Annotated in this window: 17 protein-coding genes and 1 tRNA gene; 12 read left to right on the top strand and 6 right to left on the bottom strand. The window is 67.6% G+C overall.

Annotation, left to right across the window (positions count from 1 at the left end; all coding sequences use genetic code 11):
• Positions 1–404 precede the first annotated feature (404 nt).
• Positions 405–2,021: a recombinase family protein gene (locus AVT10_RS17690; protein WP_198158499.1), complete on the top strand. Its 1,617-nt coding sequence runs from the start codon at positions 405–407 to the stop codon at positions 2,019–2,021.
• On the opposite strand, the gene AVT10_RS05015 is transcribed toward AVT10_RS17690, so the two are convergent.
• Positions 1,992–2,067: transfer RNA gene (locus AVT10_RS05015), tRNA-Thr, on the bottom strand. The two genes, AVT10_RS17690 and AVT10_RS05015, sit on opposite strands and share 30 nt — an antisense overlap.
• A gap of 160 nt (positions 2,068–2,227) precedes the next feature.
• Between AVT10_RS05015 and AVT10_RS05010 the strand changes: the two genes are divergently transcribed.
• Positions 2,228–3,355 carry a PAS domain-containing protein gene (locus AVT10_RS05010; protein ID WP_066688959.1) on the top strand — a complete coding sequence of 376 codons (1,128 nt, stop codon included), beginning with the start codon at positions 2,228–2,230 and terminating at the stop codon, positions 3,353–3,355.
• Between the two features lie 102 nt (positions 3,356–3,457).
• Entirely contained in the window at positions 3,458–8,071 is a 4,614-nt protein-coding gene (locus AVT10_RS05005; RefSeq protein ID WP_066688958.1) for an NAD-glutamate dehydrogenase, read from the top strand.
• 239 nt (positions 8,072–8,310) lie between these two features.
• On the opposite strand, the gene AVT10_RS05000 is transcribed toward AVT10_RS05005, so the two are convergent.
• Positions 8,311–9,915 (bottom strand): alpha-L-fucosidase, encoded by a 1,605-nt coding sequence (locus tag AVT10_RS05000; RefSeq protein WP_066688957.1) that lies wholly within the window; start codon positions 9,913–9,915, stop codon positions 8,311–8,313.
• Positions 9,916–10,082: 167 nt separating this feature from the next.
• On the opposite strand from AVT10_RS05000, the gene AVT10_RS04995 reads away from it, so the two are divergent.
• The 4 genes from AVT10_RS04995 (at position 10,083) to AVT10_RS04980 (ending at position 16,209) form a co-directional block, all read left to right on the top strand.
• Entirely contained in the window at positions 10,083–11,717 is a 1,635-nt protein-coding gene (locus AVT10_RS04995) for a DUF5597 domain-containing protein (protein WP_232307876.1), read from the top strand.
• A complete protein-coding gene (locus tag AVT10_RS04990) occupies positions 11,717–14,569 on the top strand; it encodes a glycoside hydrolase family 31 protein (protein WP_066688952.1) in 2,853 nt (950 codons plus the stop codon). The genes AVT10_RS04995 and AVT10_RS04990 overlap by 1 nt, the downstream gene beginning before the upstream one ends.
• Before the next feature lie 119 nt (positions 14,570–14,688).
• Positions 14,689–15,741 (top strand): aldose epimerase family protein, encoded by a 1,053-nt coding sequence (locus tag AVT10_RS04985; protein ID WP_066688950.1) that lies wholly within the window; start codon positions 14,689–14,691, stop codon positions 15,739–15,741.
• A gap of 84 nt (positions 15,742–15,825) precedes the next feature.
• Entirely contained in the window at positions 15,826–16,209 is a 384-nt protein-coding gene (locus AVT10_RS04980; RefSeq protein WP_066688948.1) for a hypothetical protein, read from the top strand.
• Between the two features lie 352 nt (positions 16,210–16,561).
• Here AVT10_RS04980 and AVT10_RS04975 read toward each other — a convergent pair whose 3' ends face one another.
• Positions 16,562–17,482, bottom strand: coding sequence for a TraB/GumN family protein (locus AVT10_RS04975; RefSeq protein ID WP_126014399.1), 921 nt, complete (start codon positions 17,480–17,482; stop codon positions 16,562–16,564).
• Between the two features lie 168 nt (positions 17,483–17,650).
• Here AVT10_RS04975 and AVT10_RS04970 point away from each other — a divergent pair, with 168 nt between their 5' ends.
• Both AVT10_RS04970 and AVT10_RS04965 read left to right on the top strand, forming a co-directional pair.
• Complete coding sequence (locus AVT10_RS04970; protein ID WP_066688943.1) at positions 17,651–20,797, top strand: helicase-related protein; 3,147 nt, start codon at positions 17,651–17,653, stop codon at positions 20,795–20,797.
• 41 nt (positions 20,798–20,838) lie between these two features.
• Positions 20,839–21,603, top strand: a complete 765-nt coding sequence (locus AVT10_RS04965) for an SDR family oxidoreductase (protein WP_066689037.1) — start codon at positions 20,839–20,841, stop codon at positions 21,601–21,603.
• 116 nt (positions 21,604–21,719) lie between these two features.
• On the opposite strand, the gene AVT10_RS04960 is transcribed toward AVT10_RS04965, so the two are convergent.
• The gene (locus AVT10_RS04960) at positions 21,720–22,007 is read right to left on the bottom strand and encodes a 4a-hydroxytetrahydrobiopterin dehydratase (RefSeq protein WP_056456550.1); all 288 of its coding nucleotides are present in this window, start codon (positions 22,005–22,007) and stop codon (positions 21,720–21,722) included.
• 47 nt (positions 22,008–22,054) lie between these two features.
• Here AVT10_RS04960 and AVT10_RS04955 point away from each other — a divergent pair, with 47 nt between their 5' ends.
• Genes AVT10_RS04955 through AVT10_RS04945 form a run of 3 tightly spaced genes read left to right on the top strand, consistent with a single transcriptional unit; the run spans position 22,055 to position 23,642 of the window.
• Positions 22,055–22,450, top strand: coding sequence for a metallopeptidase family protein (locus tag AVT10_RS04955; RefSeq protein WP_126014401.1), 396 nt, complete (start codon positions 22,055–22,057; stop codon positions 22,448–22,450).
• Entirely contained in the window at positions 22,447–23,010 is a 564-nt protein-coding gene (gene ccmA, locus AVT10_RS04950; protein WP_066688939.1) for a heme ABC exporter ATP-binding protein CcmA, read from the top strand. The genes AVT10_RS04955 and ccmA overlap by 4 nt, the downstream gene beginning before the upstream one ends.
• Positions 23,007–23,642 (top strand): heme exporter protein CcmB, encoded by a 636-nt coding sequence (locus tag AVT10_RS04945; protein ID WP_066688937.1) that lies wholly within the window; start codon positions 23,007–23,009, stop codon positions 23,640–23,642. The genes ccmA and AVT10_RS04945 overlap by 4 nt, the downstream gene beginning before the upstream one ends.
• A 139-nt stretch (positions 23,643–23,781) precedes the next feature.
• On the opposite strand, the gene AVT10_RS04940 is transcribed toward AVT10_RS04945, so the two are convergent.
• Positions 23,782–24,648 carry a class I SAM-dependent methyltransferase gene (locus AVT10_RS04940; protein ID WP_066688936.1) on the bottom strand — a complete coding sequence of 289 codons (867 nt, stop codon included), beginning with the start codon at positions 24,646–24,648 and terminating at the stop codon, positions 23,782–23,784.
• On the bottom strand, positions 24,648–26,042 hold the full coding sequence (thrC, locus tag AVT10_RS04935; RefSeq protein WP_066688934.1) for a threonine synthase: 1,395 nt from the start codon (positions 26,040–26,042) through the stop codon (positions 24,648–24,650). Before thrC ends, AVT10_RS04940 begins: the two co-directional genes overlap by 1 nt.
• Positions 26,043–26,047 lie beyond the last annotated feature (5 nt).

Below are 26,047 nucleotides of genomic sequence, written 5' to 3'. Positions count from 1 at the left end.
GTTTAGCCAGGACCAGCCGGAGCTGACGGGTGCGTTCTGCTAAGATGAATGAACGGCCGAAGTTGGGAAGCGGGAAAGGCGGTCTGAATGACCGGTTGTGGATCATTCTCACCTAGATAAAGTCGTGCCGTTGAGACGTCGTACGCGGGTGCGAGCGGAACCAATTTTTTGGCTGGCTGAGTTGACGCTTGGAATCTTCGGATTCGCCATCGCTAGCGGATGGCAGGCGAAAGCGATCACGAACAACGAGAGGTAGCGAACGTCGAAGCGCAGCTTCGATGCTGCCTCGACATGCCGCCTTCGTCTGGGCAACCCGCCGTCACCCGGCGGGAATGCATGCTCGTGCTCGACGCGCTCGCCGGCGAGTTCGATTCACTATTCGAACACAGATAGGGACAGGAAAATTGGCAAAAGCCAACCGCAGCCGGACCAGGGCTTTCACGTATATGCGCTTGTCGGTCGACAAGGAGGGCGGTGCGCCTCAGAGCATCGATGCCCAGCGCAGTGCCATTCTCGCCTACGCGGCCAAGCATGACATTATGATCGTTGAGGAGTTTGCCGACGCCGGCTTCAGCGGTCAGACCGACAAGCGCCCCGAATTTCAGCGGCTGGTGCAAAAAGCTACCGCGGCCGATCATCCGGTCGATCTGGTCCTGATGTTCATGTTCAGCCGTATGGCCAGAAACATGCGACTGTTCTTCGACGTGGTGGGCAAGCTGGACGACGCAGGCGTCGAGGTTCGGTCGATCACCGAAGATTTCGGCCAAGGCCGTGGCCAGCGGATCGGGCGGACGATCACGGCGATGATGAACGAGGAGCAGGCGCGCGATGCGGCAATCCTCACCCGGAAGAGCCGCAGGGAGAATGCGCGGCAGGGCTTCTACAATGGGGGACCGGTGCCGTTTGGCTACCAAACCTATGTCGCCCGGCAGGACGGCGAGAAGGAACGGCGAAAGCTGGCGATCGTCGAAGCCGAAGCGGCGATCGTACGCCAAATCTTCGACTGGGCCGACATCGGACGCGGCGGACGCTGGATCGTCAAGCAGTTGAACGACGCGGGGCGCACTCTCCGCGGTGCGAGGTTCGCCAACAGCAACGTCGCCGGCATTCTAGCTCGCGAGGTCTATACCGGCGTCTATCACGATCGTACCGCCGACGACGATGGTGTTACCCCGGATATGGAAGACGCCATCGCGATTACCTGTCCATCGATCATTGCTCGGGATCAGTTCGATCGCGTGGCCGCCATGCGGGCAACGCGCAATCCTAGGCGGATGGCACCGCATGTCGCCGCCGGTACCACGCTACTGACCGGGGTCGTCCGCTGCGGTATGCCCGGCTGTTCGAGCGGCATGACGATCCGCACGGGGAAAGGTGGTCGCTATACCTACTACGTCTGCAACGACCGGGTGAACCGTAGCGGCACCTGCGCCTGTCCGAGCATCCGGCGCGAAAAGCTGGACAGCTTGGTTCTGGATGCGATCGAGGCAAGGTTGCTGGCGCGAGATCGGTTGCGCACATTGCTCGCTGGCGTTCTCGATGTCTCACAAAGTCGACAGGCGGAACGTGAGGCGGACCTTACCCGAAGCCGTTCGGAGCGGACCCGGCTCAACACTGCGATCAGTAATCTGCTGATCCTGATCGAAGAAGGGACGATGAGCGCGAGAGACCCGGCGTTTGTCGACCGCATGGCGACCAACCGGGCGGCACTGGCGGCGGTATCAAGCCGGATCGATGTGCTGGAAGCGCAACTGGCGAAGGGCAAGCGCAGGATTGACGAGCAAACGATCGACCGTTTCGGCGACATGCTTCGCAAGAAAATGCGAAGCGACGACAGCACGCTCCGTTCGTCCTACCTCAAAATGTTCGTCTCGAACGTCAGCGTGTCGGATCACGAGGTCGTTATCTCGGGCCCCGTGTCGAACTTGGAAAATGGCGTTTCTGTCGGACTTCCCGTCAAAGAGGGCGCGGTGCCCATCTTTGACCGGGAGTGGTGCCGCTTACAGGACTCGAACCTGTGACCCCCGCATTACGAATGCGATGCTCTACCAACTGAGCTAAAGCGGCCCGGGACGCAATGCCGTCCGGAGGCGGGCGCTTACCAGCGGGTGGGGCGGGTGGCAAGGGGAATTGCGTTTCGCGGCATTAGCTGCGGATTTTACCGGACGTTTACCCTGTAGCGTCCACAACCCGCGCTCATCGGGCAGAGCGCCCATGGGGACGGATTATGGACATCGTGCGCGGACCGAACGAGCAGCCGGGCGACGACGATCGCGAAGGCGTGGGCGGCGACGTCCTGGTCGTGGGCACCGACGAGCGCCGGATGCATGTCCGCGCCTATAACCACTGGGTGTCGCTGCTGGGCGGGCGGCCCTGTCCGTTGATCGACGCGCTCGATCCGGCGGGAATCGCCGATTTCGGGCCGAACAGCGTGCTGCTCGACTTTACCGATGGCCATGACGACGGCGTCATCCGGTTCCTGGGCCATGCGTTGCGTGACGAAAGCGGTACCGATTCGTCGATCGTCCGGCTGAGCCAGGTGCCGCCGCGCTCGCTGCTGTCGCGGCTGACCGATCATTACATGCAGATCATCGCGAATCGCGCGCCGATCGGGTTCGAGGCCGAGTTCGTCGGCCATCGCGGCTTTCCGATGCTCTATCGCGGTATTCTGATGCCGTTTTCGTCGGACGGCGACACGATCGACTATCTCTATGGCGTCATCAACTGGAAGGAAGTGGTCGACACCGCCACCCAGTCGGCGCTGGCCGCCGAACTGGCCGAATCGCGCCGCGCCGCGCCCCGCCGTCCGATCCCGGCGGCGGCATGGGCCGATGGGCCGAGCGCTGCGCTCGGCGAACCGGCGGCCACCCCTTCGCTGACCGAACGGCTGGTCGAGGCGCGCCGCCTGGCCGACGCCGCTCGCGGCACGGCGGAAACCTCGGCGGCATCGATCGCCGCCTTGGCCGGTGCCTATGATTTCCTGCTGGCGACCGAACGCGATTCGGTGGGTTATGCCGCGATGCTGGTGGGGGCCGGCCTGACCGTCGATCCGCGCGCGCCGGTCGAGGCGCTGGTGCGGCTGGTGTTCGGCGATACGGCGGAAGCGCATGCCCGTACGCTCGCCCGCGCGCACCGCGCCGGGGTGGGCGAGGGCGAACTGGGCGACTGGATCGAACGGACCGCCGGGCGGCCGGCAGCGGCAACCCCGGCGATGGTGGTGCCGATGGCGCCGGGCGACGACGCCTATGTGCTGCTGCTGGGCCGCGCGGTCGATGCCGGATCGGTCGAAATCCTGGGGCGCGTCGATGCCGGTCCGGGGGAGATCGATGCGGCGCGACGGCAGTTGGGCGCCTGATATCGACCGGGCATGCTCGTAATATAATTACCGCACTGCGACATTTTGTTCGCAACTGCCACAAGGGTTGAGCCTGTCGGCGAGGCAGCGCATAGCCCGCGCATGACACCGCAAAGCAAGCTCGCCCGCCCCCTGGAAACGCTGCTGGTCGACAGCGCCCTTCCCGGTGAAATCGAAGGTCTGGACGCCGCGGCCCGTGCCGACGCGGCGCAGTTCGTGGCGGCGACCGCCGCCCACCGTTCGCCCGGCACGGTCAGCGTCGCGCTGGAAACGCTGACCCGGGGCGAGGCGCGGCGGATGCGCCTTGCGGTCATCAACGACGACATGCCGTTCCTGGTCGATTCGATCGCCAGCACGATCGTCGCCCACGACATCGCGATCGACCGCATCCTGCATCCGGTGATCGCCGTCACCCGCGACGCGGCGGGTACGCTGACCGGTCTGGACGGCGAAGGTCGCCGCGAATCGATGATCTATATCGAGATGGAACGGGCCGAGGCGCGCGTCCGGCACGCGCTGGTCGCCGAGATCGAGCGCAATCTGGAGCATGTCCGCGCCGCCGTGGCCGATTGGCGCGCGATGCAGGCGGCGATGCAGGCCGATGCCGCGCGGCTGACCGCGAATGCCGATACTGCCGAGGATGCCGCGCTGCTGGGCTGGTTCGTCGCGGGCAACCTGACGCAGCTGGCGCATGAACGCTGGTCGCGCGACGGGGTGGTGAGCGACCGGCTGGGCCTGTCGCGTGCCCGGCTGGAGGTGCCGCTGCTCGCCGATGCGTCGCGTCAGCGCGCGATCGAATGGTTCGATGCCGGCAATGTCCAGCCGCTGCTGCTGAAGTCCAACTGCATCTCGACCGTCCATCGCCGCGCGCCGATCGACCTCGTGCTGGTGCCGATCCGCGAGGGCGACCAGGTGACCGGCGTGTCGATCCATGGGGGGCTGTGGACCAGCGCCGCGTTGCAGGCCGATCCCGCCGAGGTGCCGGTGCTGCGCCGTAATCTGGCCGAGCTGCGGGCCAAGTTCGGCTTCGACCCGTCGGGCCATGCCGGCAAGGCGCTGAACCACGCCATTTCGACGCTGCCCCACGACCTGACCACCGCGTTCAATCCCGAATCGCTCGAACAGCTGGCGCTGACCGCCATGTCGGTTGCGGATCGTCCGCGTTCGCGGCTGGTGCTGATCAAGTCGGCGCTGGGGCGGCATCTGTTCGCCTTTGTCTGGCTGGGTCGCGACGACGTGACGACACAGCGTCGCCTGTCGATCGGCGACATGCTGGCGCAGGCGGCGAACGCGTCGATCCTCAACTGGTCGATCGCGATGGAGGATGGCGAGGCGGCGCTGATCCGCTACGTCCTCGACCTCAGGCAGGACGGGCGGATGCCCGATACCGCCGATCTCGACCGGCGGATCGAACGCATGGTACGCGGCTGGCGCCCGGCGGTCGAGGGGGCGCTGAGCGAAATGGTGCCCGAAGGAGCGACCCGGATGGCGCTGCGCTTCGCCAATGCCTTTCCGGCCAATTATCGCAATTCGAACCTGCCCGACGAAGCGGCCCGCGATATCGTGCGCGTCGCGGCGCTGACCGACGCCACGTCGCGCTCGGTTCGCATCCTGTCGGCGCCGGGCGAGCGGATGCGGATCAAGGTGTATCGCCGCGGCGGCGCGCTGCCGTTGTCGGATGCGGTGCCGGTGTTCGAAAATTTTGGCTTCCGCGTGATCGAGGAATTGCCGACCCGGCTGGAGGATGAGGAGAAGAGCTTCATCCATGACTTCGAGGTCGAGGTGGCGTCGGGCGCCGCGCCGAAATTCGACGTGGCGGTGGTCGAGCGAGCGATCGAGGCGGTGCTGGAAAACCGTGCCGAAAACGACGCGTTCAACCGGCTGACGGTCGAGGCAGGAATCGCGCCGGCCGCCGTCGTCCTGCTGCGCGCCTGGTTCCGCTATCTGCGCCAGACCGGGGTCAGCTACAGCCTTGCCACCGTGGTCGACGCGCTGCGCCGGGCGCCGGGTGTCGCCACCGCGCTGATCGAACGGTTCAATGCCGCGCACGACCCGTCGCGCAGCGACCGCGAGGCGGGCGTGACCGCTGCCGATACCGCGATCGAGGCGGGGCTGGACGCGGTCTCGGCGATCGACGACGACCGCATCCTGCGCAGCTATCGCGGGGTCGTCGCCGCGACGCTGCGCACCAACGCCTTTGCGCCCGCCGCCAACGAGGCGCTGGTGTTCAAGCTGGACAGCGCGAAGGTGCCGAATCTGCCCAAGCCGCTGCCGTGGCGCGAGGTGTTCGTCTATTCGCCTCGGGTCGAGGGCATCCATCTGCGCGCCGGTCCGGTGGCGCGCGGCGGCCTGCGCTGGTCGGACCGGCGCGACGATTTCCGCACCGAAATCCTGGGGCTGATGAAGGCGCAGCGCGTCAAGAATGCGGTGATCGTGCCGACCGGGGCCAAGGGCGGCTTCTACCCCAAGCAGCTGCCCGCGCCGTCGAACCGCGATGCGTGGATCGCGGAAGGGACGGAGAGCTACCGCATCTTCATCCGGTCGCTGCTGTCGATCACCGACAATATCGTCGAGGGCAAGGTCGTCCATCCCGATAGCGTCGTCATCCATGACGGCGAAGACCCCTATTTCGTGGTCGCCGCCGACAAGGGAACCGCGACGTTCAGCGACGTCGCCAATGCCCTCGCGCTGGAGCGGAAGTTCTGGCTGGGCGATGCGTTCGCAAGCGGTGGCAGCGTCGGGTACGACCACAAGGCGATGGGCATCACCGCCAAGGGCGCGTGGATTTCGGTGCAGCGCCACTTCCTCGAACTGGGCGTCGACGTGCAGACGCAGCCGATCGACGTGATCGGGTGCGGCGACATGTCGGGCGACGTGTTCGGCAACGGCATGCTGCTGTCGAAGGCGATCCGGCTGAAGGCGGCGTTCGACCATCGCCACATCTTCCTCGACCCCGCGCCCGACGCGGCGGCGAGCTGGACCGAGCGCGACCGGCTGTTCCAGCTGCCGCGCTCCAGCTGGGCCGATTACGACCCGACGCTGATTTCGGAGGGCGGCGGCGTATTCCCGCGTACCGCCAAGACGATCCCGCTGAGCGATGCGGTCCGCGCGATGCTCGGCGTCGCTGAGCGCGAAATGGAGCCGACCGCGCTCATTTCCGCGATCCTGCGCGCGCCCGTCGACCTGATCTGGTTCGGCGGCATCGGCACCTATGTGAAGGACCGCAGCGAGAGCCATCTCGACGTCGGCGATCCGGCCAACGACCGTATCCGCGTCGATGCCCAGACGCTGCGCGCCAAGGCAATCGGCGAGGGCGCGAACCTGGGCGTCACCCAGGCCGCGCGCATCGCGTTCAGCGCCCATGGCGGGCGGATCAACACCGACTTCATCGACAATTCGGCCGGCGTCGATTGTTCGGACAACGAGGTGAACATCAAGATCGCGCTGAACCGCGAAGTGATCGAAGGGCGCCTTGCGCAGGACGATCGCAACGCGCTGCTGGCGCGGATGACCGATGACGTCGCGCATCTGGTGCTGGAGGACAACCGGCTCCAGACGCTGGCGCTGTCGGTCATGGAGAATGACGGCCCCGTCGCGGTCCCGAGCTATGTCCGCGTGATCGAGATGCTGGAGGCCGCCGGCAAGCTCGACCGCGTGGTCGAGGGCCTGAGCGCCAACGACGATTATGTCCGCCGTGCGCAGGACGGGCGGGGCCTCACCCGCCCCGAACTGGCGGTACTGCTCGCCAGCGTGAAGCTGGCCCTGCAGGAGGCGATCGAGCACGCTCCCCTAGCGACCGATCCGGATATGGCAGGCGATCTGCTCGCCGCCTTCCCGAAGGAAATGCAGGAAACCCACAAACAGGCGATCCTCGACCACCGTCTGCGCGGGGAAATCGTCGCGACCAAGCTCGCCAACCGCATCGTCAACCGGCTGGGTGTGCTGCACGTCTTCGAACTGGCGGAGGAAGAGGGCGAGGCGCTGGCCGATATCGCGGCGATGTTCGTCGCCGCCGAACGACTGTTCGACATCGACGCGCTCTACGACCGGATCGAGGGTGCCGATATTTCGGAGCGGGCGCGCATCGCGCTGCTCGACGAGGTGGCGGTCGGCGTGCGTTCGCAGATCGCCGACCTGCTGCGCGCCTTCCCGGCGGGCACCACCCCGGCCCATGCCGTCGCGCACCTGCAAAAGGGCGTGGCGAGCCTTGCCGGACAGACCAGCTCGCTGCTCCGCGCCGAGGCGGCACAACAGCGCGACCGGATCGCCGGCGTGTTGCAGGATGCCGGCGCGCCGCAGGAACTGGCCGGACAGGTCGTGCGGCTGTTCGAACTGGACGGGGCGGTCGGCCTTGCCGATCTCGGCCGCCGGTTGAAGCTGGACGAGACGCGGCTGACGCTGGCCTTCACCCATCTCGGCTTCGCGCTGGGGCTGGACTGGGCTCAGGCGGTGGCGGCACGTATCCAGACCGGTGACCCGTGGGAGCGGCTGCTGATCGCCGGCCTGGCGCGCGATTTCCAGCAGCTGCGCTTCGACTTCCTCAATCGCAATGCCGGCAAGGACCCGCAGGCGGCGGTCGAGAAGTGGCTCGAGGCCAATCGCGACCGCGTCGCGCAATTCGCGGCACTGGTGCATCGTGCGCGGCAGGCCCCGGTGGCAGGTGCGGCGATGCTCGCACAGATCGCGGGACAGGCGCGGGTGTTGCTGGCGCGGTAGTCGCTCCCCGCTCACGCGACGTATCCCCGCGCAGGCGGGGACCCAGGGTGAGTGTCGCTGACGTCGGCCATTGGCGCCCTGGACCCCCGCCTGCGCGGGGGTACGGATTGGGCGGCAGGCAAAGCCCCTACGTCACCCCAGCGCAGGCTGGGGTCTCCTGCGGCGAGGTGCGCGCTTCGTTACCGGGAGATCCCAGCCTGCGCTGGGATGACGTTTGTGGTGAGCAGGCAGGGGCGGCGCTACACCAACCCCGCCCCCTCCAGCCGCACCACCGGCAGCATCGCGCCCGCCGGTGCCGGTGGCAGGGTCAGCGTCAGCCCCTCAACCGTCCGCTGCATCGTCACGCTCCCCCCGCCGAGCAACGTCGCCCGCTCGATCCGCCCCGCCGCGCGCGTGCCCAGCGCCGCGATCGTCGCCGGCCCCTCCGGCCAGCCCAGAAAGATCGCGTTCAGCCCGCCGCCGCCCGCTGTAAACCGCACGTCGCGCGCGCCCAGCTTGTCGACCTGCCCTTCGTTGAACATCCCGCCGGCCAGGTCGGTCGGCCCCTGGCCGAACGTCCGCCACGGCCGCGTGCCATAGATCGCCGACCCGTTGACGCGCAGCCAAGCGCCGATCTGGTCGACGATGCGCTCCTCTTCGCTATCGATCGATCCGTCGCCGCGTACCGGCACCGACAGCAGCAGATTGCCGTTCTTCGACACGATATCGGCCAGCCGCTGCAGCACCGCCCGCGCGGGCACATAGGATTTCTCGTCGAAGCGGCGGCGGTTGTAATGCCATTCGCCGATGCAGGTGCAGGTCTGCCACGGCTCTGCGCGCAACCGGTCGGAAAAGCCGCGCTCGATATCCTCGACCAGTGCCTGGCGCTGGAACGCGGTCAGTTGCTTGGCGGTGAGCACCACGTCGGCACGCCCGGACCGCTTGGCGGCGTGGTTGTAGAAATGGGCGATCGCCTCCAACCCGACCGGGCCGAACGGCACCCCGAAATCGTCGAAATAGACGAGATCGGGGTCGTAGCGCTCGACCAGCGCCTTCTGCCGCGCCAGCCAGTTGGCAACGAAGCGTGGATTGGCGGCGGGTGCGAATTCCATCCACCGCCCGCTGGTCGCGCCGGCCCATGCGTCCATCTGCGCCCTGGTGGTAAAGCCGTCGGGCGCGGCCAGCGTTTCGCCGGTGTACAGCTCCTGCGGGTCCAGCCCGTCCCACCATTTGCCGGCACCGTCCGCCTTGGTCAGCCGCGCGGCGTCATAACGCTGCCCGGCACGCGGCCCTTCGGGATCGTAATTATACGCGACCTGATACCAGTGCCACGCATGGCTCGCATGGTTGCTCACCCCGAAGCGCAGCCCTTCCGCCCGCGCCGCGTCGCGCCAGCCGGCGATGATGTCGCGCTTCGGGCCGACGCGGGTGCTGTTCCACGCATGCGGGCTGTCGAACAGGTCGAAATTGTCGTGGTGGACTGCCATGCCGACGAAATATTTCGCCCCCGCCGCCTTGTAGCGTTTGACCAGCGCCGCCGGGTCCCAACGCTCGGCACGCCACCTGCCGATAATGTCCATGAAGCCGGTATCGGCGGGATGGCCATAGCGCTGGACATGCAGGTCGTACGGCCCACGCCCCTGTTCGTACATCTGCCGCGCATACCAGTCGCCGGCCTCGGGCACGCATTGCGGCCCCCAATGCGCCCAGATGCCGAACTTCGCATCGCGGAACCAGTCGGGCACCGCATAGCCATCGGCGAGCGACGACCAGTTGGGTGCCAGCGGCGCAGCCCGTGCCGCGACCGGCCCGGCGGCGGCAAGGGCGGCGGTGCCGCGCAGGAATTGGCGTCGTTCCATGGACATCCCTCCCGAATGGCGGCCGGTCGTTCCGGTCCGCGGTCGCCACGCATGATAGTGCTAAGAACCAATTGTATGACATAGATATCGTGGGTAAAGAGACGTGACAACGCTGTCGGATATCGGGTCGACCGATCCTCGAAACGGCGACGGGACCAGCGGGAGAGGGCGGTATGGCGGCGTGGCGCAGTTGGGCGATGGCGGGGGCGGCGCTGGCGATGCTCGCGACGCCGGTCGCCACCGCGAAGCCGGGCGACGCGCCGGTCTTGGTCCGCAAGGACGGCCGCCACGCGCTGCTGGTCGATGGCAAGCCGTTCCTGATGCTGGGCGTACAGGCCAACAACTCCAGCAACTATCCCGACATGCTGCCGCAGGTGTGGCCGATGGTCGAACGGCTCCACGCCAATACGCTGGAGATTCCGGTCGCGTGGGAACAGATCGAACCGGTCGAGGGCCGGTTCGACTTCAGCTATCTCGACGCGCTGCTGCCGCAGGCGCGTGCACATGGCGTCAAGCTGGTGCTGCTATGGTTCGGCACGTGGAAGAACACCTCGCCGGGCTATGTCCCCGCGTGGGTCAAGACGAACAACGCCCGTTTTCCGCGGATGCGGACGAAGGAAGGCAAGACCCATTACGCGCTGTCGCCGCATGGGCAGGCGACGTTCGAGGCGGACCGTAAGGCATTCGTCGCGCTGATGCGCTACCTGCGGGACCACGACCCCGACCATAATGTCATCATGGTCCAGCCGGAGAACGAGACCGGCGTGTACCAGCAGGCGCGCGACTATTCGCCCGAGGCGAACCGCCTGTTCGCCGGCAACGTGCCGCCCGAACTGGCAAAGGCGACCGGCAAGTCCGGCAGCTGGACCGCGGTCTATGGCGACAATGCCGAACCCGCGTTTAACGCCTGGTACACCGCGCGTTACATCGACCGCATCGCCGCGGCGGGGAAGGCGGTGTGGCCGCTGCCGATGTACGTCAACGCCGCGGTCGGCGGTCCCTTCGCGCCGCAGGGCAAGTCGGGCGGCGCCAGCGGTGGCCCCGATTGGCAGGTGATCGATGTGTGGAAGGCGGCGGCACCGAGCATCGATGCGGTCGCGCCCGACCTCTATACCCGCAGTGCCAAGGACTATCTGAAGTTCCTTGAGCACTACGCGCGGCCCGACAATGCGCTGCTGGTGCCCGAAACCGGCAACGCCGCCGACTTCGCGCGCTTCCTGTGGCCGACCATCGGGCGGGGCGGCATCGGCTGGGCGCCGTTCGGCATGGATGCGACCGGCTATTCCAACTATCCGCTGGGCGCGGTGACGCTGGACGATGCGACGATCGAGGCGTTCGCCAGCAAATACCGGTTCCTGAAACCCATGGCGCGCGGCTGGGCGACGCTGGCGTTCCGGCATCCCGGCTGGGGAACGGCCAAGGGCGCGCCGGATGCCGAACAGACCAGGGTCATGGGCCGGTGGAGCGTATCGGCCAAATATGGCGAATGGCAGTTCGGGTCGATGGATTCGCCGTGGCTGAAGGCCGAACCGCCGGCCGCCGCCGCGCAACCGGTCGGCGGCGCGGCCGTGTTGCAACTGGCGCCCGACCAGTTCCTCGTCACCGGCACCGATGTCCGCGTGTCGTTCGACGTGGCGGACAAGGCGAAGGGCGACACCGCCATGCTTATCAAGGTCGAGGAAGGGACGCTCGCCGACGACGGCAGCTTCCGCGCCCGCCGGGTGATGAACGGCGACCAGACCGATTACGGATTGAACTTCACCGCCCAGCCGATGCTGCTGCGCGTGACCATGGGAACGTACCGCTGATGAAGACGCTTCGCTGGACCCTGTTGTCGCTGGCCCTGTCGGCCTCGCTCCCGGCGCTGGCCGCCGATGTGGCGAAGGTGCCGGGCGGGGTGGTCGTCACCCCCGATGCCGGCCCCGCCAAGCGGGTGCGGGTGCTGGTCTATGGTCCCGACCGGTTCCGCGTGACGGCGGTGCCCGATGCCAGCCTCGACACGCCCGACAGCCTGATGGTGACCGCGAAGCCGGCGGGCGACTTCACCGTGACCCAGACGCGTGGGCTGGTAGTGGTGAAGGCGGCGGGCGGATCGGCCGAGATCGACCTCGACGATGGGCAGGTGCGCTTCCGCGATGCGGCGGGCAAACTGACGCTGGAGGAAGCACCACGTGCCGGGTTCACCCCGGTCACCGCCGGTGGCGAAACATTTGTCGCCGTCCGCCAGCAGTTCAATCGCGGCACCGACGAAGGATTCTACGGTCTGGGCCAGCACCAGAACCGGCAGATGAATTACAATGGCGAGGACGTCGAACTCGCCCAGCATAACATGGACATCGGCATCCCGTTCGTCGTGTCGACGAAGAATTACGGCGTGCTGTGGGACAATAACGGCATCACCCGCTTCGGCAATCCGCAGGCATATCGGCTGGTCGGCGACGGCATGAAGGTCATGTCGGGCGGCAAGCCCGGCTGGCAGGCGCAATATTATCTGGGCGACCGGCTGGCGGTGACGCGGACCGAGGCCACGATCAACTATCAGTTCATCAAGGATCAGGCGAACTGGCCGGCGGCGGCCAAGGCGCAGACGGTCGCCGCGACCACCGGACAGAATACCGCCGGCAATGCGGTGCAGACACAGAAGGTCGTGTGGACCGGCACCGTCATGCCTTCGGTCACCGGCGTCCAGAAATTCCGTCTCTATTCGTCGAGCTATGTGAAGGTCTTCGTCGACGGCAAGGAGGTGCTGAACCGCTGGCGGCAGAACTGGAACCCGTGGTTCCACAATTTCGACCTGCCGATGACCGCGGGCAAGGCGGCCGAGGTCCGGATCGAGTGGGAGCCGAATGCCGGCTATATCGCGCTGTTCCAGAACGATCCGCTGCCCGCACCCGACCGCCATTCGCTGTGGTGGTCGTCGGACGTCGCCCATGCGCTCGATTATTATTATGTCGGCGGCAAGGACATGGACGGCGTCATCGCCGGCTATCGCGCGCTGACCGGCAAGGCGGCGCTGATGCCGCGCTGGGCTTACGGCTTCTGGCAGAGCCGCCAGCGCTACAACACGCAGGACGAACTGCTGAACGTCGTGCGCGAATATCGCAAGCGCCGCCTGCCGATCGACAACATCGTGCAGGACTGGTTCTACTGGCCCGAGGACCAGTGGGGCTGCCACTGCTTCGACGGAGAACGTTTTCCCAACCCGCAGCAGATGGTCGACGAAATCCATGCTTCGGACGCGCGGATCATGATTTCGGTGTGGCCCAAATTCTACCCGAACACGAAGAACGCGCAGGAACTGAACGCCAAGGGCTATTTGTATCAGGGTAACCTGATCGCGAAAGAACGCGACTGGGTCGGCAAGGGTTATTTCAACACCTTCTACGATCCCTATGCCCCCGAAGCGCGCGCGATCTATTTCCGGCAGATGAAGGAGGCTTTGGTCGACAAGGGCTTCGATGCATGGTGGATGGACGCGACCGAGCCGGACATTCATTCGAACCTGTCGATCGAGGAACGCAAGGACCGGATGGGTCCGACCGCGCAGGGGCCGGCCGAGGAGTTCTTCAACAGCTATCCTTTGGTTCATGCCGAGGGCGTCGCGGATGGCCTGCGTCAGGCGAAGCCCGACGTGCGCCCGTTCATCCTGACCCGGTCGGGCTATGGCGGTATCCAGCGCGCCAGTGCCGCGCTCTGGTCGGGCGACGTCGCGTCGCGCTGGGACGATCTGCGCGACCAGATTTCGGCGGGCGTCAACCTGTCGATGTCGGGCGTGCCCAACTGGACGCACGATATCGGCGGCTTCGCGGTCGAGGATCGCTATGCCAAGAAGGACCCGGCGCATCTGGCCGAATGGAAGGAACTGAACCTGCGCTGGTTCCAGTTCGGCGCGTTCAGCCCGCTGTTCCGCAGCCATGGCGAGACGCCGTTCCGCGAAATCTATGAGCTCGGCGCCAGCGATCCGGCGCTCTATCAGGCGCTGGGCACCTATGATCGCCTGCGCTACCGGCTGCTGCCCTACATTCTGTCGCTGGCAGCCGAGAATTGGCACCGCGACGGCACGATGATGCGCGGGCTGGTGATGGACTTCGCCGCCGATCGCAAGACCTGGGGGATCGACGACCAGTATATGTTCGGGTCGGCGTTCCTGGTAGCACCGGTGACGCAGTTCGGCGCGCGCAGCCGGCAGGTGTACCTGCCCGCCGGGGCCGACTGGTATGATTTCTCGACCGGCGCGTATCTGAAGGGCGGACGGACGATCACCGCCGCCGCGCCGCTTTCCACCATGCCGCTCTATGTCCGCGCCGGATCGATCGTGCCGACCGGTGCCGAGGTGCAGTCGACCGCCGAACAGCCCGATGGGCCGTATGTGCTGCACGTCTTCACCGGCAAGGATGGCAGCTACACGTTGTTCGAGGATGATGGCCTCAGCGAAGGCTATCGCAAGGGCCAGTCGGCGCAGATCCCGGTGACGTGGAGCGAGGCGACGAAGACGCTGACCATCGGCGCGCGGCAGGGCAGCTTCCCCGGCATGGTCGCCCAGCGCGCGATGTCGGTGCGGTTCCACACGCCGGGCAAGGCGGTCGCGCCGGACTTTGCCGACAACAAGGCGACGGCGTTCGTCTATGACGGGCGGGCAGTGCGCATGCCTCTCAAGTAACGCGACGGTATCCCCGCGCAGGCGGGGATCCAGGGTTCCACGCGGACAGCCTGGTTGGCTTGGCTCTGGACCCCCGCCTGCGCGGGGGTACGGTAGCGGCGAAACGGCGGAGAAATTACATGACGAGCGCACAACGGATCGCCTTCGGCACCCTCGACGGCCAACCGGCCGAAGCGATCGAATTGACCGCCGCCACCCTCTCCGCGCGCATTCTGCCGCTGGGCGCCACGCTCCAGTCGCTGTGCGTCCCCGACCGCGACGGCACGGTAGCCGACATCGTCCTCGGCTTCGACGACGTCCAATCCTATCGCGACCGTCCATCGTGGTTCGGAGTGACGGTCGGCCGCTATGCCAACCGCATCGCGCACGGGCGCTTCAGCCTCGACGGGCGGACCTACACACTCGAAACCAACAACACGCCGAACCACCTGCACGGCGGATCGGACGGCTTCGACCAGCGATTATGGGACGTGGCCGAGGTCGGGCAGGACGATGGCGCAGCATGGGTCCGCCTGACGCTGACCAGCCCGGACGGCGACGCCGGCTATCCCGGTACGCTCCACGCCAGCGCAACCTACACGCTGACACCTGAGGCGCTGACCATCGCCTATGCCGCGACGACCGACGCACCCACGGTAGTCAATCTCACCAACCACGCCTTTTTCGATCTGGGCGGGCAGGGGGAGGCGATGCGCCACCTGCTGACCATTGAGGCGGTTCAGTTCCTGCCGGTCGACGCGACCTCGATCCCTACCGGCGAGCGGCGGGCGGTGGCGGGCACGCCGTTCGACTTCCGCTCGCCCCACGTCATTGGCGATCGGGTGCGGGACGGCCGCGACGAACAGATCGCGATCGGGCGCGGCTATGACCATAACTTCATCGTGCGGGGGAAAGTGGGCGTGCTGCGTCCGGCGGCGGTGCTGGCCGATCCCACCTCCGGGCGGGTGATGGACGTGGCAGTGACCGCGCCCGGCCTACAACTTTACGCCGGCAATTTCCTGAACGGGGCGCAGGCCGGCAAGGGCGGGCGGCTGTATCGGCAGGGCGATGCCGTCTGCCTCGAACCGCAGGCGTGGCCCGATACGCCCAACCGCAGCGACTTTCCGTCTGCCCGGCTGGACCCCGGTCAGCGCTACGAAAGCGTCATGCGCTTCGCCTTTTCGGTGCGATAACGGTGTCGGCTGCACCGCCGCAACGATGTTGCGCGGCGCACAACGCGCCTTGACGAAATCGGTTGCGTTTGCGAACGACCGCTCATGAAGACCCCCCTTCTCCTCGCCGCGACTGCCGCGGCCTTCGCCCTTTCGGCCTGCGGTCAGCAGCAGCCGGAACAGCTCGACACCCGCGCGCCCGATCCGCTGGCATCGCAGCTCGCCAACCGCGCCCCCGTGGAACTTCCGCCGCCCGTCAAGGCGAGCGTGACCTTCCGCTGCAAGGACAACAGCCTCGTCTATGTCGACTTCTTCGAAGGCGACACCCAGGCGAACTTCCGCGCCAAGCAGGGCGACATGCCCGTCCGCCTGAAGGCCGAGGAAAAGGGCAAGCCCCTGACCGGCGAAGGCGGCTACAGCCTGACCGGCAGCCCCAAGAGCATCACCCTGACCCAGCCGGGCAAGGGCGCGCAGACCTGCAACGCCTGATCCGATTACCGGTGGCGGCTAGCTTCCGGGCCGCCATCGTTCGACAGACTGACGGCCGGCGGAGCGATCCGCCGGCCGTTTCTTTTTTGGTGCTGGACTTCGCCCAAAGCCACCTGTCACCCCGGGCTTGACCCGGGGTCCCGCTTTCTTGCCGTGACGGGAGAAAAAGAAGCGGGACCCCGGGTCAAGCCCGGGGTGACGGTGTGGGGGGGGAGTTTGCTGTCCTTCCCAAGGACGTCACCTCAGCCCAGGGTGAGGTCTCTCGCGGCTCCTGCCGCGCCCGATTACCGGGAGACCCCAGCCTGCGCTGGGGTGACGTATGCGGCCGGCGGGATGTGCGTGAAAGCAGCCCTCAATACTTCACCCGCGTTGCGCGAAGCTTGTAGCGCTTGAGCGCGTCCTGCACGCTGCCGCTGCCCGCCAGATGGCCGGCACCTACCGCGACGAACACCGTGCCCGGGCGCTTCATCCGCTCCTCGATCCACTTGGCCCAGCGGGCGTTGCGATCGGTGAGCAGCACGCGCTTCAACTCGGGCGAGACGGTCATCTCCTCGTTCATCGTCGCCGCCAGCGCGTCCGGGTCGCCGCGGCGCCACTGGTCGACCATCTTGTCGATCGACTGGCCGGCGGTCGGCAGTTCCTTGATCGTCTCGGTCAGGAAGGTGACCTGTGCGGCATCCGACAGCGAATCGAAAAAGCCGAACTGCTGCTCCAGCGTTTCCAGCCCGGTAACCGGCTTGCCCGCCGCCTTGGCCGCCTGCGAGATCGCCTGTTCCGCGCCGCTTGCCGGATCGTAGCCTTGTTTCTGCAGCGTCACCAGCGTCAGCGTCGACGCGGCGAACCACGGGTCGAGCTGTTCCAGCGCACCGGCGGGCAGGCCGGCATCGGCCACCGCCTTGGCATAGGCCGGGCGCTCCGCCTCGGGCAGCTTTTCGCTGAGCTTCGGGCCGGTCACGTTCACCGCCGACTTCATCACCGCCGCCTGCGCTTGTTCCTGCGTCGGCATCGGGATTTCCAGCACGACCTCGTTCGATTTGTCGAACGCGCTACGCACGGCTTCGTCGAACCACGACAGGCCGGGCTTCAGGACGTGGATCGTCCCGAACAGATAGATGGTCGTGTCCTTGTCCTTGACCACCCACAAAGCGGGATCGGCCTCGCCCGCCGGCAGGTCGGCGATCGGGGTTGTCGGCTTGGGGGCGGCCTGTCCCCAGACGGGCGCAGCGGTCAGCAAACTGAATGCGGCGGCGAAACGCAGCAGGATCGAGGACATCATCGTCTCCATGGCGCCGGCAGGGCCGGCAGTTGCACCGTCATAGCAGCGCCGCCGGGGACGCGACACAAGATTTGCCGTTCATCGATAACGCAGGAACGTCCGTGCCGCTCCCATCGTTGAGGCCGTCCATATCCCTGATTTCAGGGCCTTGCCGGGAATTCCGCGATGTCGAACGCCTCTGCCCCCGATCCGTCCGACAACAAGCCGCGGCGGGTGCCGATCGGTCCCCTCGCCGCCGCGCTGGCCAGCAAGGTCGAGGCAGCGTCGCTGCTGTTCATCGCATCGGACGAGGTGCGCGCGGCGGCGCTGGCGGACGTGCTGGCGGCTTTCGCGCCCGATGCAACGGTCGTGCACCTGCCGGCAAGCGACGCCCTGCCCGGGGACGATGCGCCGGCATCGCCCGGCAATGCCGGCGCGCGGGTCGCGGCGCTCCGCCGGCTGCGGATCGCGCATGGCGAGGGCCGCGCGGTAGCGTGCATGACTACGCCGGAGGCAACGGCGTTGCGCATCGCTGCGCCCACCGATTTCGATGCCGCGCCGCCGGTCTTACGCGTCGGCGAGGCGATCGACCTGTCCGACATGGCCGCGCGGGTGGAGGAACTGGGGTATGTCCGCGACGACCGGGTCGACGAACCGGGCGAGGTCGCGGTGCGCGGCAGCGTGATCGACATTTTTCCCGCCGATGCCGAACAGCCGATCCGCGTCACGGTGGAGGAGGATCGCATCGCATCGATCCGCAGCTATGATCCGGTGACCCAGCGCGGGCATGCCGAGCTGGGCGAGGTCACCATCGGTCGTGCGGCCGAACCGCCGGTGGGGAAGGGCGCAACGCTGCTCGACCACCTGCCGGGTGCCGCGGTGGCGATGGATGGCGATGCCGCCGGACGGCGCGAGCGCTTCCTCGACCTTGCACAGGACGCCACCCGCCGTCGTCGTCGCGATGCCGCATCGCTGGTCGATAGCGCGAGCTGGGATGCGCTGCTCGGTGAGCGGGAGCGGATCGCATTGCCCGAAGCGGTGGCTGAACCCCCTCGCTTCGTCACCGCCCGTGCCCCTGCGCGTGCGTTCGGCAAGTTCGCTCGCCAAGTACTGGAGGAACAGCGGCTCGTGTTGGCGGGCAGCCCGCGCGACCTGCGGTTCCTGCGCAAGAAGCTGGCGAAGCTCGCCCGGACCGAACCGGTGACGATTACGTCGTGGGATGAAGCGGTAGCGGCCAAGCCCGGCACCGCGATGCTGCTGACCGCGCCGCTCGATCGCGGGTTCGTGATCGACGGCGTGACCGTAGTGACGGGCGGCGACCTGCTGGGCGGACGCGCGCGCGGCGACGAACTTGCCGGTGCCGGCGCCAATCCGCTGTTTGCCGAGGCGGGCGAACTGCGCATCGGCGACGTGATCGTGCATGAGGATTTCGGCATCGGCTGCATCGCCGGGCTGGAGCAGCTGCCGGGTGAGGCGGCGGGCGACGCCATCGTGCTGACCTATGCCAAGGCCGCGCGGCGGCTGGTGCCGGTGATGGAGGCCGACCGTATCTGGCGCTATGGCGCGGACGGCGATGCGGTGACGCTCGATGCGCTGGACGGGGCGAGCTGGCAGAAGCGGCGCGGGGCGATCGACACCGCCATCGCCGACAGCGCGCGCGAACTGGCGGCCATTGCCGCGACACGGGACCAGCAGCGGGTCGCACCGATCGAGGTCGACATCGCCGCCTATGAACGCTTCGCCGCCGGATTTCCCTTTACCGAAACCCCCGATCAGGCGCGCGCCATCGCCGCCGCCCGCGCCGATCTGGCCGCCGGTCGCCCGATGGACCGGCTGGTCATCGGCGATGTCGGCTATGGCAAGACCGAGGTGGCGCTGCGCGCCGCAGCGATCGTCGCCTTGTCCGGGCGGCAGGTCGCGATTGCCGCGCCGACAACGGTGCTGGTCCGCCAGCATGTCGAAACCTTCCGCCGCCGATTCGAGGGCACGGGGATCGAGGTTGCCGGCCTGTCGCGTCTGTCCGATGCGGCGGAAAAGAAACGGGTGAAGGCCGGCCTGGCCGACGGATCGATCGGTGTGGTCGTCGGTACGCAGGCGGTGGCCGGCAAGGGTGTCACCTATCACGACCTCGCCCTCACCGTCATCGACGAGGAACAGCGATTCGGTGCGAAGGACAAGGCGCGCCTACGCGAGATGGCCGACCATGTGATGACATTGTCGGCGACGCCGATCCCCCGCACGCTGCAAAGCGCGTTGATCGGCCTGCAGCAATTGTCGGTCCTCGCGACCCCGCCGGCCCGCCGCCAGCCGATTCGTACCGCCGTCGCCGCGTTCGACGAGGTGACGGTGCGCACCGCGCTGCTGCGCGAACGCTCGCGTGGCGGGCAGAGCTTCGTCGTGGTGCCCCGGATCGAGGATATTGCCCCGCTGGAGGAACGGCTGCGCAAGCTGGTCCCCGACCTCGACCTGATCGTCGCCCATGGCAAGATGCCGGCGGCGGAGATCGACGCGGCGATGGTCGGCTTTGCCGAGGGCGAGGGCGACGTGCTGCTGGCGACCAACATTATCGAGGCGGGGCTGGACGTGCCGCGCGCCAACACGATGATCGTCCACCATGCCGACCGCTTCGGCCTGTCGCAGCTCCACCAGCTGCGCGGGCGGGTCGGGCGCGGCGGGCGGCGCGGGCAGATATTGCTGCTGACCGATCCGGACCAGTCGATCGCGGACGCCACCCTGAAACGACTCCGCACCTTGCAGGCGTTCGACCGGCTGGGCGCGGGCTTTGCCATCAGCGCGCGCGACCTCGACCTGCGCGGCGCGGGCGACCTGGTGGGTGAGGCGCAGGCCGGGCACATGAAGCTGATCGGCATCGACCTGTACCAATATCTGCTCGGCCGCGCGCTCCGGGCCGAACGCGGCGAGAATGTCGACCGGGTCGTGCCTGAACTCCATGTCGGGATCGCCGGTCGCCTGCCGGAGCATTGGATACCCGAGGCCGAAGTGCGGCTGATGCTCTATGGCCGGCTGGCGCGGATCGAGGAGGAAGGTGCGCTCGATGCGTTCGAAGAAGAGTTGGAGGACCGGTTCGGTGCGCTGCCCGACGAGGCGCGGCTGCTGATCGAACTGGCCCGCGTCCGCCTGCTGGCGCGAGGGGCGGGCGTGGCGAAGGTCGATGCCGGCCCCGCGGCGATCGCACTGACCCCGCAGCATCGCGGGGACGCGCCCGAGGGGCTGACCGAGAAGAACGGTCGCTGGATCATGGCCGCGCGGATCGACGATGCGGAGGAACGGCTGACCAAGGTCGGTGAGGTATTGGAGGCGGTGGCGGCATAACTTCGCTGGCGTTGGCGGCGATCCTGTCCGATGCTGTCCGCATGACGAAAGCGATCTTCATCACCGGCGGCGGATCGGGCATCGGGCGGGCCGTCGCGCAGTTGTTTGCCAGCAGGGGCTGGCGCATCGGCCTTGCGGATGTGAACGCCGCCGGCCTGGCGGAAACGGCGGCGCTGTTGCCGAACGGTGCCGCGACGTTCGTGTTCGACGTGACCGATCGCGCGGCATGGGACGCGCCGCTCGCGGCATTTGCCGATGGCGGCGGGATCGACGTGCTCTTCAACAACGCCGGCATCGCCTCGGGCGGTGTCTTTGCCGAGATGACGCCGGACGCGGTCGAGCGGACCATCGCCGTCAACCTGACCGGTGTGGTGCACGGCGCCCATGCAGCCCATCGCTACCTGAAAGCCAGTGGCGGGTGCCTGCTCAACACCGCGTCGGCCGCCGGCATCTATGGCACCGCCGGTGCGGCCGTCTATTCGGCAACCAAGTTTGGGGTGCGGGGGTTGAGCGAGGCGCTGGATGGCGAATGGTCGGCGGATGGTATCCGCGTGCGGTCGCTGATGCCGGGGTTCATCGACACGCCGCTGCTCGACGCGTCGCTGGCCGGGACCAATTACAATGTCCGGCAGCAGGTCCGCGCCGCCGGACTGGAGTTCACGCCCGTCGAAATCGTCGCGCAGGCGGCATGGGACGCGGTGCACGGCGACGCCGTCCACACGCCCGTCGGGCCGACCGCGAAGCGGATGCGCTTCGCCGCGCGGTGGCTGCCGGGAAAATTGCGGCAGCAGATGCGGCGGCGATAGGCTCCGCACAATCGTCATCCCTGCGAAGGCGGGGATCCATAGCCGCTGACCTTTGCGCCTTTATCGCGACGCTGGCGTGTATGGATTCCCGCCTGCGCGGGAATGACGAATTTTGGCTATTCCACCAGCGCGTCGATCGCCTGCGCCATGTCGATGTCGCGGTCCGACAGCCCGCCCGCGTCGTGCGTCGTGAGCAAAATGTCGACGCGGTTGTAGACGTTCGACCATTCGGGATGATGGTCCGCCTTTTCGGCGAGCAACGCGACCTGCGTCATGAATGCGAACGCCTGGCTGAAATTGTCGAAGGTGAAGCTGCGGACGATCGCGTCGCGCCCGGCGTCATGGTCCCAGTCGGGCAGGCCGTCCAGCGCATCGGCGCGCTCTGCCTGGCTCAGCGGTTCCATCGTCCCTCCCTTGTATCTGCCTCGGCGCAATGCCTATGGTTTGCGCCATGTCCGATCAAGCGCGAACCGCCCCGAGTGCCGAAGCAATGGAAGCGCTCGCCCGTGCCGCGCTGGCGCGCATTCCCGAACCCTTTGCCGGCCACCTGTCCGACATCGTGCTGCTGGTCGAGGAATTCGCCGACGACGATACGCTGGCGGCGATGGAAATGGAGCCGTACGAGCTGACCGGCCTGTACCATGGCAGCCCGGTCGGCGAGAAGTCGGCGTTCGACGGCATGCGCCTGCCCGACCGCATCCATTTGTATCGCCAGCCGCTGCTGGCCGAATGGTGCGAGACCGGGGTCGATCTGGGCGATCTGATCCGGCATGTCGTGGTGCACGAGGTCGGCCATCATTTCGGCCTGTCCGACGACGACATGCACGCGCTGGAAGACTCTGTTTGATCCTGTCCCTTGCGCACGTGACGGGCCGGCGCGGCGGGCGGGCGCTGTTCCGCGACCTGTCGTTCGACCTTTGCGCGGGCGAGGCGGTATTGGTGCAGGGGCCGAACGGCGTCGGCAAATCGACGCTCGTACGGATCGCCGCCGGACTGTTGCCGCCGGCGGAGGGCAGGGTTGCGCGCGACGGTGCGGTCGCGTTGCTGGCCGAGGCCGCGGCGCTGGACGCTTCGGTGTCGCTGGGGACGGCACTGGACTTCTGGGCGGGACTGGACGGCGCGCGGGACCGGCTGCCCGCCGCGCTGTCGGCGATGGACATCGCTTCGCTGGCGGACGTGCCGGTGCGGATGCTGTCGACCGGGCAGAAGCGCCGCGCCGCCATCGCCCGCGTCATCGCCAGCGGCGCGCCGCTGTGGCTGCTCGACGAACCGGCCAACGGGCTGGACGCGGCGTCGCTCGACCGGCTGGAGACGGCGATCGCGCGCCATCGCGACGGCGGCGGGGCGGTGCTGGTCGCCAGCCATGTCGCCGTGGCGCTCCCGCACGCGAAGGTCGTGACGCTGTGATCGCGCTGATCCTGCGCGAACTGCGTATCGCGTGGAGCGGCGGCGGGCTGTTGCTGCCGGTCGCCTTCTTCCTGCTGGTCGCGACGCTGTTCCCCTTCGCGATCGGTCCCGATGCGGCATTGCTGGCACGGATCGGCGGCGGGGTGGCGTGGGCGGCAGCGCTGCTGGCCGCGTTGCTGCCGCTCGACCGGCTGGTCGCGCCCGATATGGAAGCCGGGGTGGTCGATCAGCTGGTCTTACGCGGATGGAGCGAAACGAGCGTCGCCGCCGCCAAGACGATCGGTCACTGGCTGGGCTTTGCGCCGGCGGTGATGCTGGCGGCGGCGCTGTCGGCGGCATTGCTGGGGATGGACGGGCCGACCTTGGTCGCGCTGGAGATCGGGTTGCTGCTCGGCACGCCGGGGCTGGCGGCGCTGGGCGTGGCGACGGCGGCACTGACCGCCGGCCTGCGTGGCGGGGGCGCGGTGGCGGGCCTCGTGATGCTGCCGCTGGCGCTGCCGCTGGTGATCTTCGGGGCGGGCGGGCTGGAGGGTGGTGCCGGCGCGATCAAGCTGCTGGCGGCGACCAGCCTGTTGCTGTGCGTCGGCGCCCCGGTGGTGGCGGGCGCGGCGATGCGGATCGGGCGGACCTGAGGTCCTCCCCGCTATGCGGGGAGGGGGACCAGCCGCAGGCTGGTGGAGGGGCATTGCCCCCTGCGCTGCGTTCGCGGTGACGCCCCTCCACCCCTCGCTACGCGAGCGGTCCCCCTCCCCATCGAAGATGGGGAGGATCTTAGCGGGACCACCGCGCGAAAATCGCTGTCGGCAGGACCAGCCCGCGCGTCTCCTCGCGCACGCCCAGTTCGCCGCATTCGACCGTGCCGCCCAGATCGCCGAGCGACTGGCGCAGCAATTCGCCGATCGCCAGCGCCGACATCCGCACCGCGTACACCGTCAGGAACAGGAACCGCGACTTGCCATCGAGCAACTGGCGGCAATCGGCGATCAGGCCAGGGAGGTGCTCCTCCAGCTTCCACACTTCGCCATTCGGCCCACGGCCCCATTTGGGCGGGTCGAGAATGATGCCGTCATAACGCCGTCCCCGCCGCACCTCGCGGCCCACGAACTTGGCGGCGTCCTCGACCAGCCAGCGGACCGGCTTGTCGGTCATCTCCGACAGCGCCGCATTCGCGCGCGCCTGCTCGACCGACTTCTTCGACGCATCGACATGGACGACGCGCGCGCCCGCGTTGGCAAGCGCGAGGCTGCCGACCCCGGTATAGCCAAACAGGTTCAGGCATTCCGGATCACTCGCCCCGTCCAGCCGCCCGCGCATCCAGTCCCACACCGGCGCCATGTCGGGAAAGAAGCCGAGATGGCGGAACGGCGTGTTGCTGGCCGAAAAGCGCACCTCGCGCCACGTCAGCGGCCAGTCGCGCGGAGGCTGCTTGAAGAATTGCCAGCGCCCGCCGCCATCCTCGTCCGATCCGGGCACGAACTCGCCATGCGCGTCCCACCGGTCGAGTGCCGGCGCCCACATCGCCTGCGGCTCCGGCCGGATGAAGCGGAACGGGCCATAGCGTTCCAGCTTGCGACCATGGCCGCAATCGATCAGCCCGTAATCGCCCCATGGCTCGCCGATAAGTGCGATCGGGTCCATTACGCGCGGGGCGTCGCCCGTTCGGCGATCCAGGCAGTTACCGCTTCGAAGGTAGCGGGCAGGGTGACATAGCGTTCCTCGCGCTCGAACAGGTCGCCGACGCGCGGGGGCAGCGGGGCGCGGGTGCCGATGGCACGTTCGACCGCGTCGGGGAACTTGGCCGGGTGCGCGGTCGCCAGCGTGACCATCGGCGCGTCGATGCCGCTGTCGAGCGCGGCGGCAAGCGCGATGGCGGTGTGCGGGTCGATCGTCTGCGCGGCGTTGTCGCATGCCCAGCGCATCGCCTGCGCCATGCGGTCGGCATCGACGCGCGCGCTCTGGAACAGCGAGGCCGCGCCCTGTTGCTGCGCATTGGTCAGCCGCATCGCCCGGCTCGATTCGAACCCGCGCATCTGGTCGCCCAGCGCCAGCCCGTCGCGCCCGCCCAGATCGTGCAGCAGTCGTTCGAAGTTCGAGCTGACCTGGATATCCATCGACGGGGTGGCGGTCGGCGTTACCGTCGCGCTCGAATAATCGCCGGTCGACAGCGCGCGGTGCAGGATGTCGTTGACGTTGGTCGCGACGATCAGCCTGGCGATCGGCAGCCCCATCTGCGCCGCGACATAGCCTGCGAACACGTCGCCGAAATTGCCGGTCGGGACCGAGAAGGCGATCGCCTTGTCCGGTCCGCCCAGCCGTACGGCGGCGTAGAAATAATAGACCACCTGCGCCATCAACCGCGCCCAGTTGATCGAATTGACGGCGGACAGGCGGAAGCGCCCCGAGAAGCCGGGATCGTTGAACATCGCCTTGACCAGCGCCTGCGCCGTGTCGAAGTCGCCTTCGATCGCGATATTGTGGACGTTGGGCGACAGCACGGTCGTCATCTGCCGCCGCTGCACGTCGGACACGCGGCCCGCCGGGTGCAGCATGAAGATGTCGATATTCTCGCGACCCGCCACCGCGTCGATCGCGGCCGATCCGGTGTCCCCGCTGGTCGCGCCGACGATCGTCAGGCGTTCGCTGGTGCCGGTGAGGAAACGTTCGAACAACAGCCCCAGAAGCTGCAATGCAACGTCCTTGAACGCCAGCGTCGGGCCGTGGAACAGCTCCAGCAGCCACTGGTCATGGTCGAGCTGTACCAGCGGGGTGACGCCCTTGTGGCTGAAGCGGCCATAGGCGGTTTCGCATAGCGCGCGCAGTTCGTCTTCCGACAGCGAGTCGCCGACGAACGGCAGCATCACCCGCACCGCCGTTTCGGCATAGCTGAGGCCCGCCAGCGCCGCGATATCGTCACGGGTCAGCGTCGGCCACTCGGTCGGGACATACAGCCCGCCATCGCGTGCCAATCCGGCCAGCGTCGCGCCGGCGAAGTCGAGTTCGGGCGCATCGCCCCTGGTGCTGACATACCGCATGGGGG

Origin of the sequence: Sphingomonas hankookensis, assembly GCF_001619955.1 — a bacterium.
GTDB classification, from domain to species: domain Bacteria; phylum Pseudomonadota; class Alphaproteobacteria; order Sphingomonadales; family Sphingomonadaceae; genus Sphingomonas; species Sphingomonas hankookensis_A.
The sequence above is the reverse complement of the archived record's forward strand: the minus strand, read 5'-3'. Positions and strand labels throughout refer to the sequence as shown.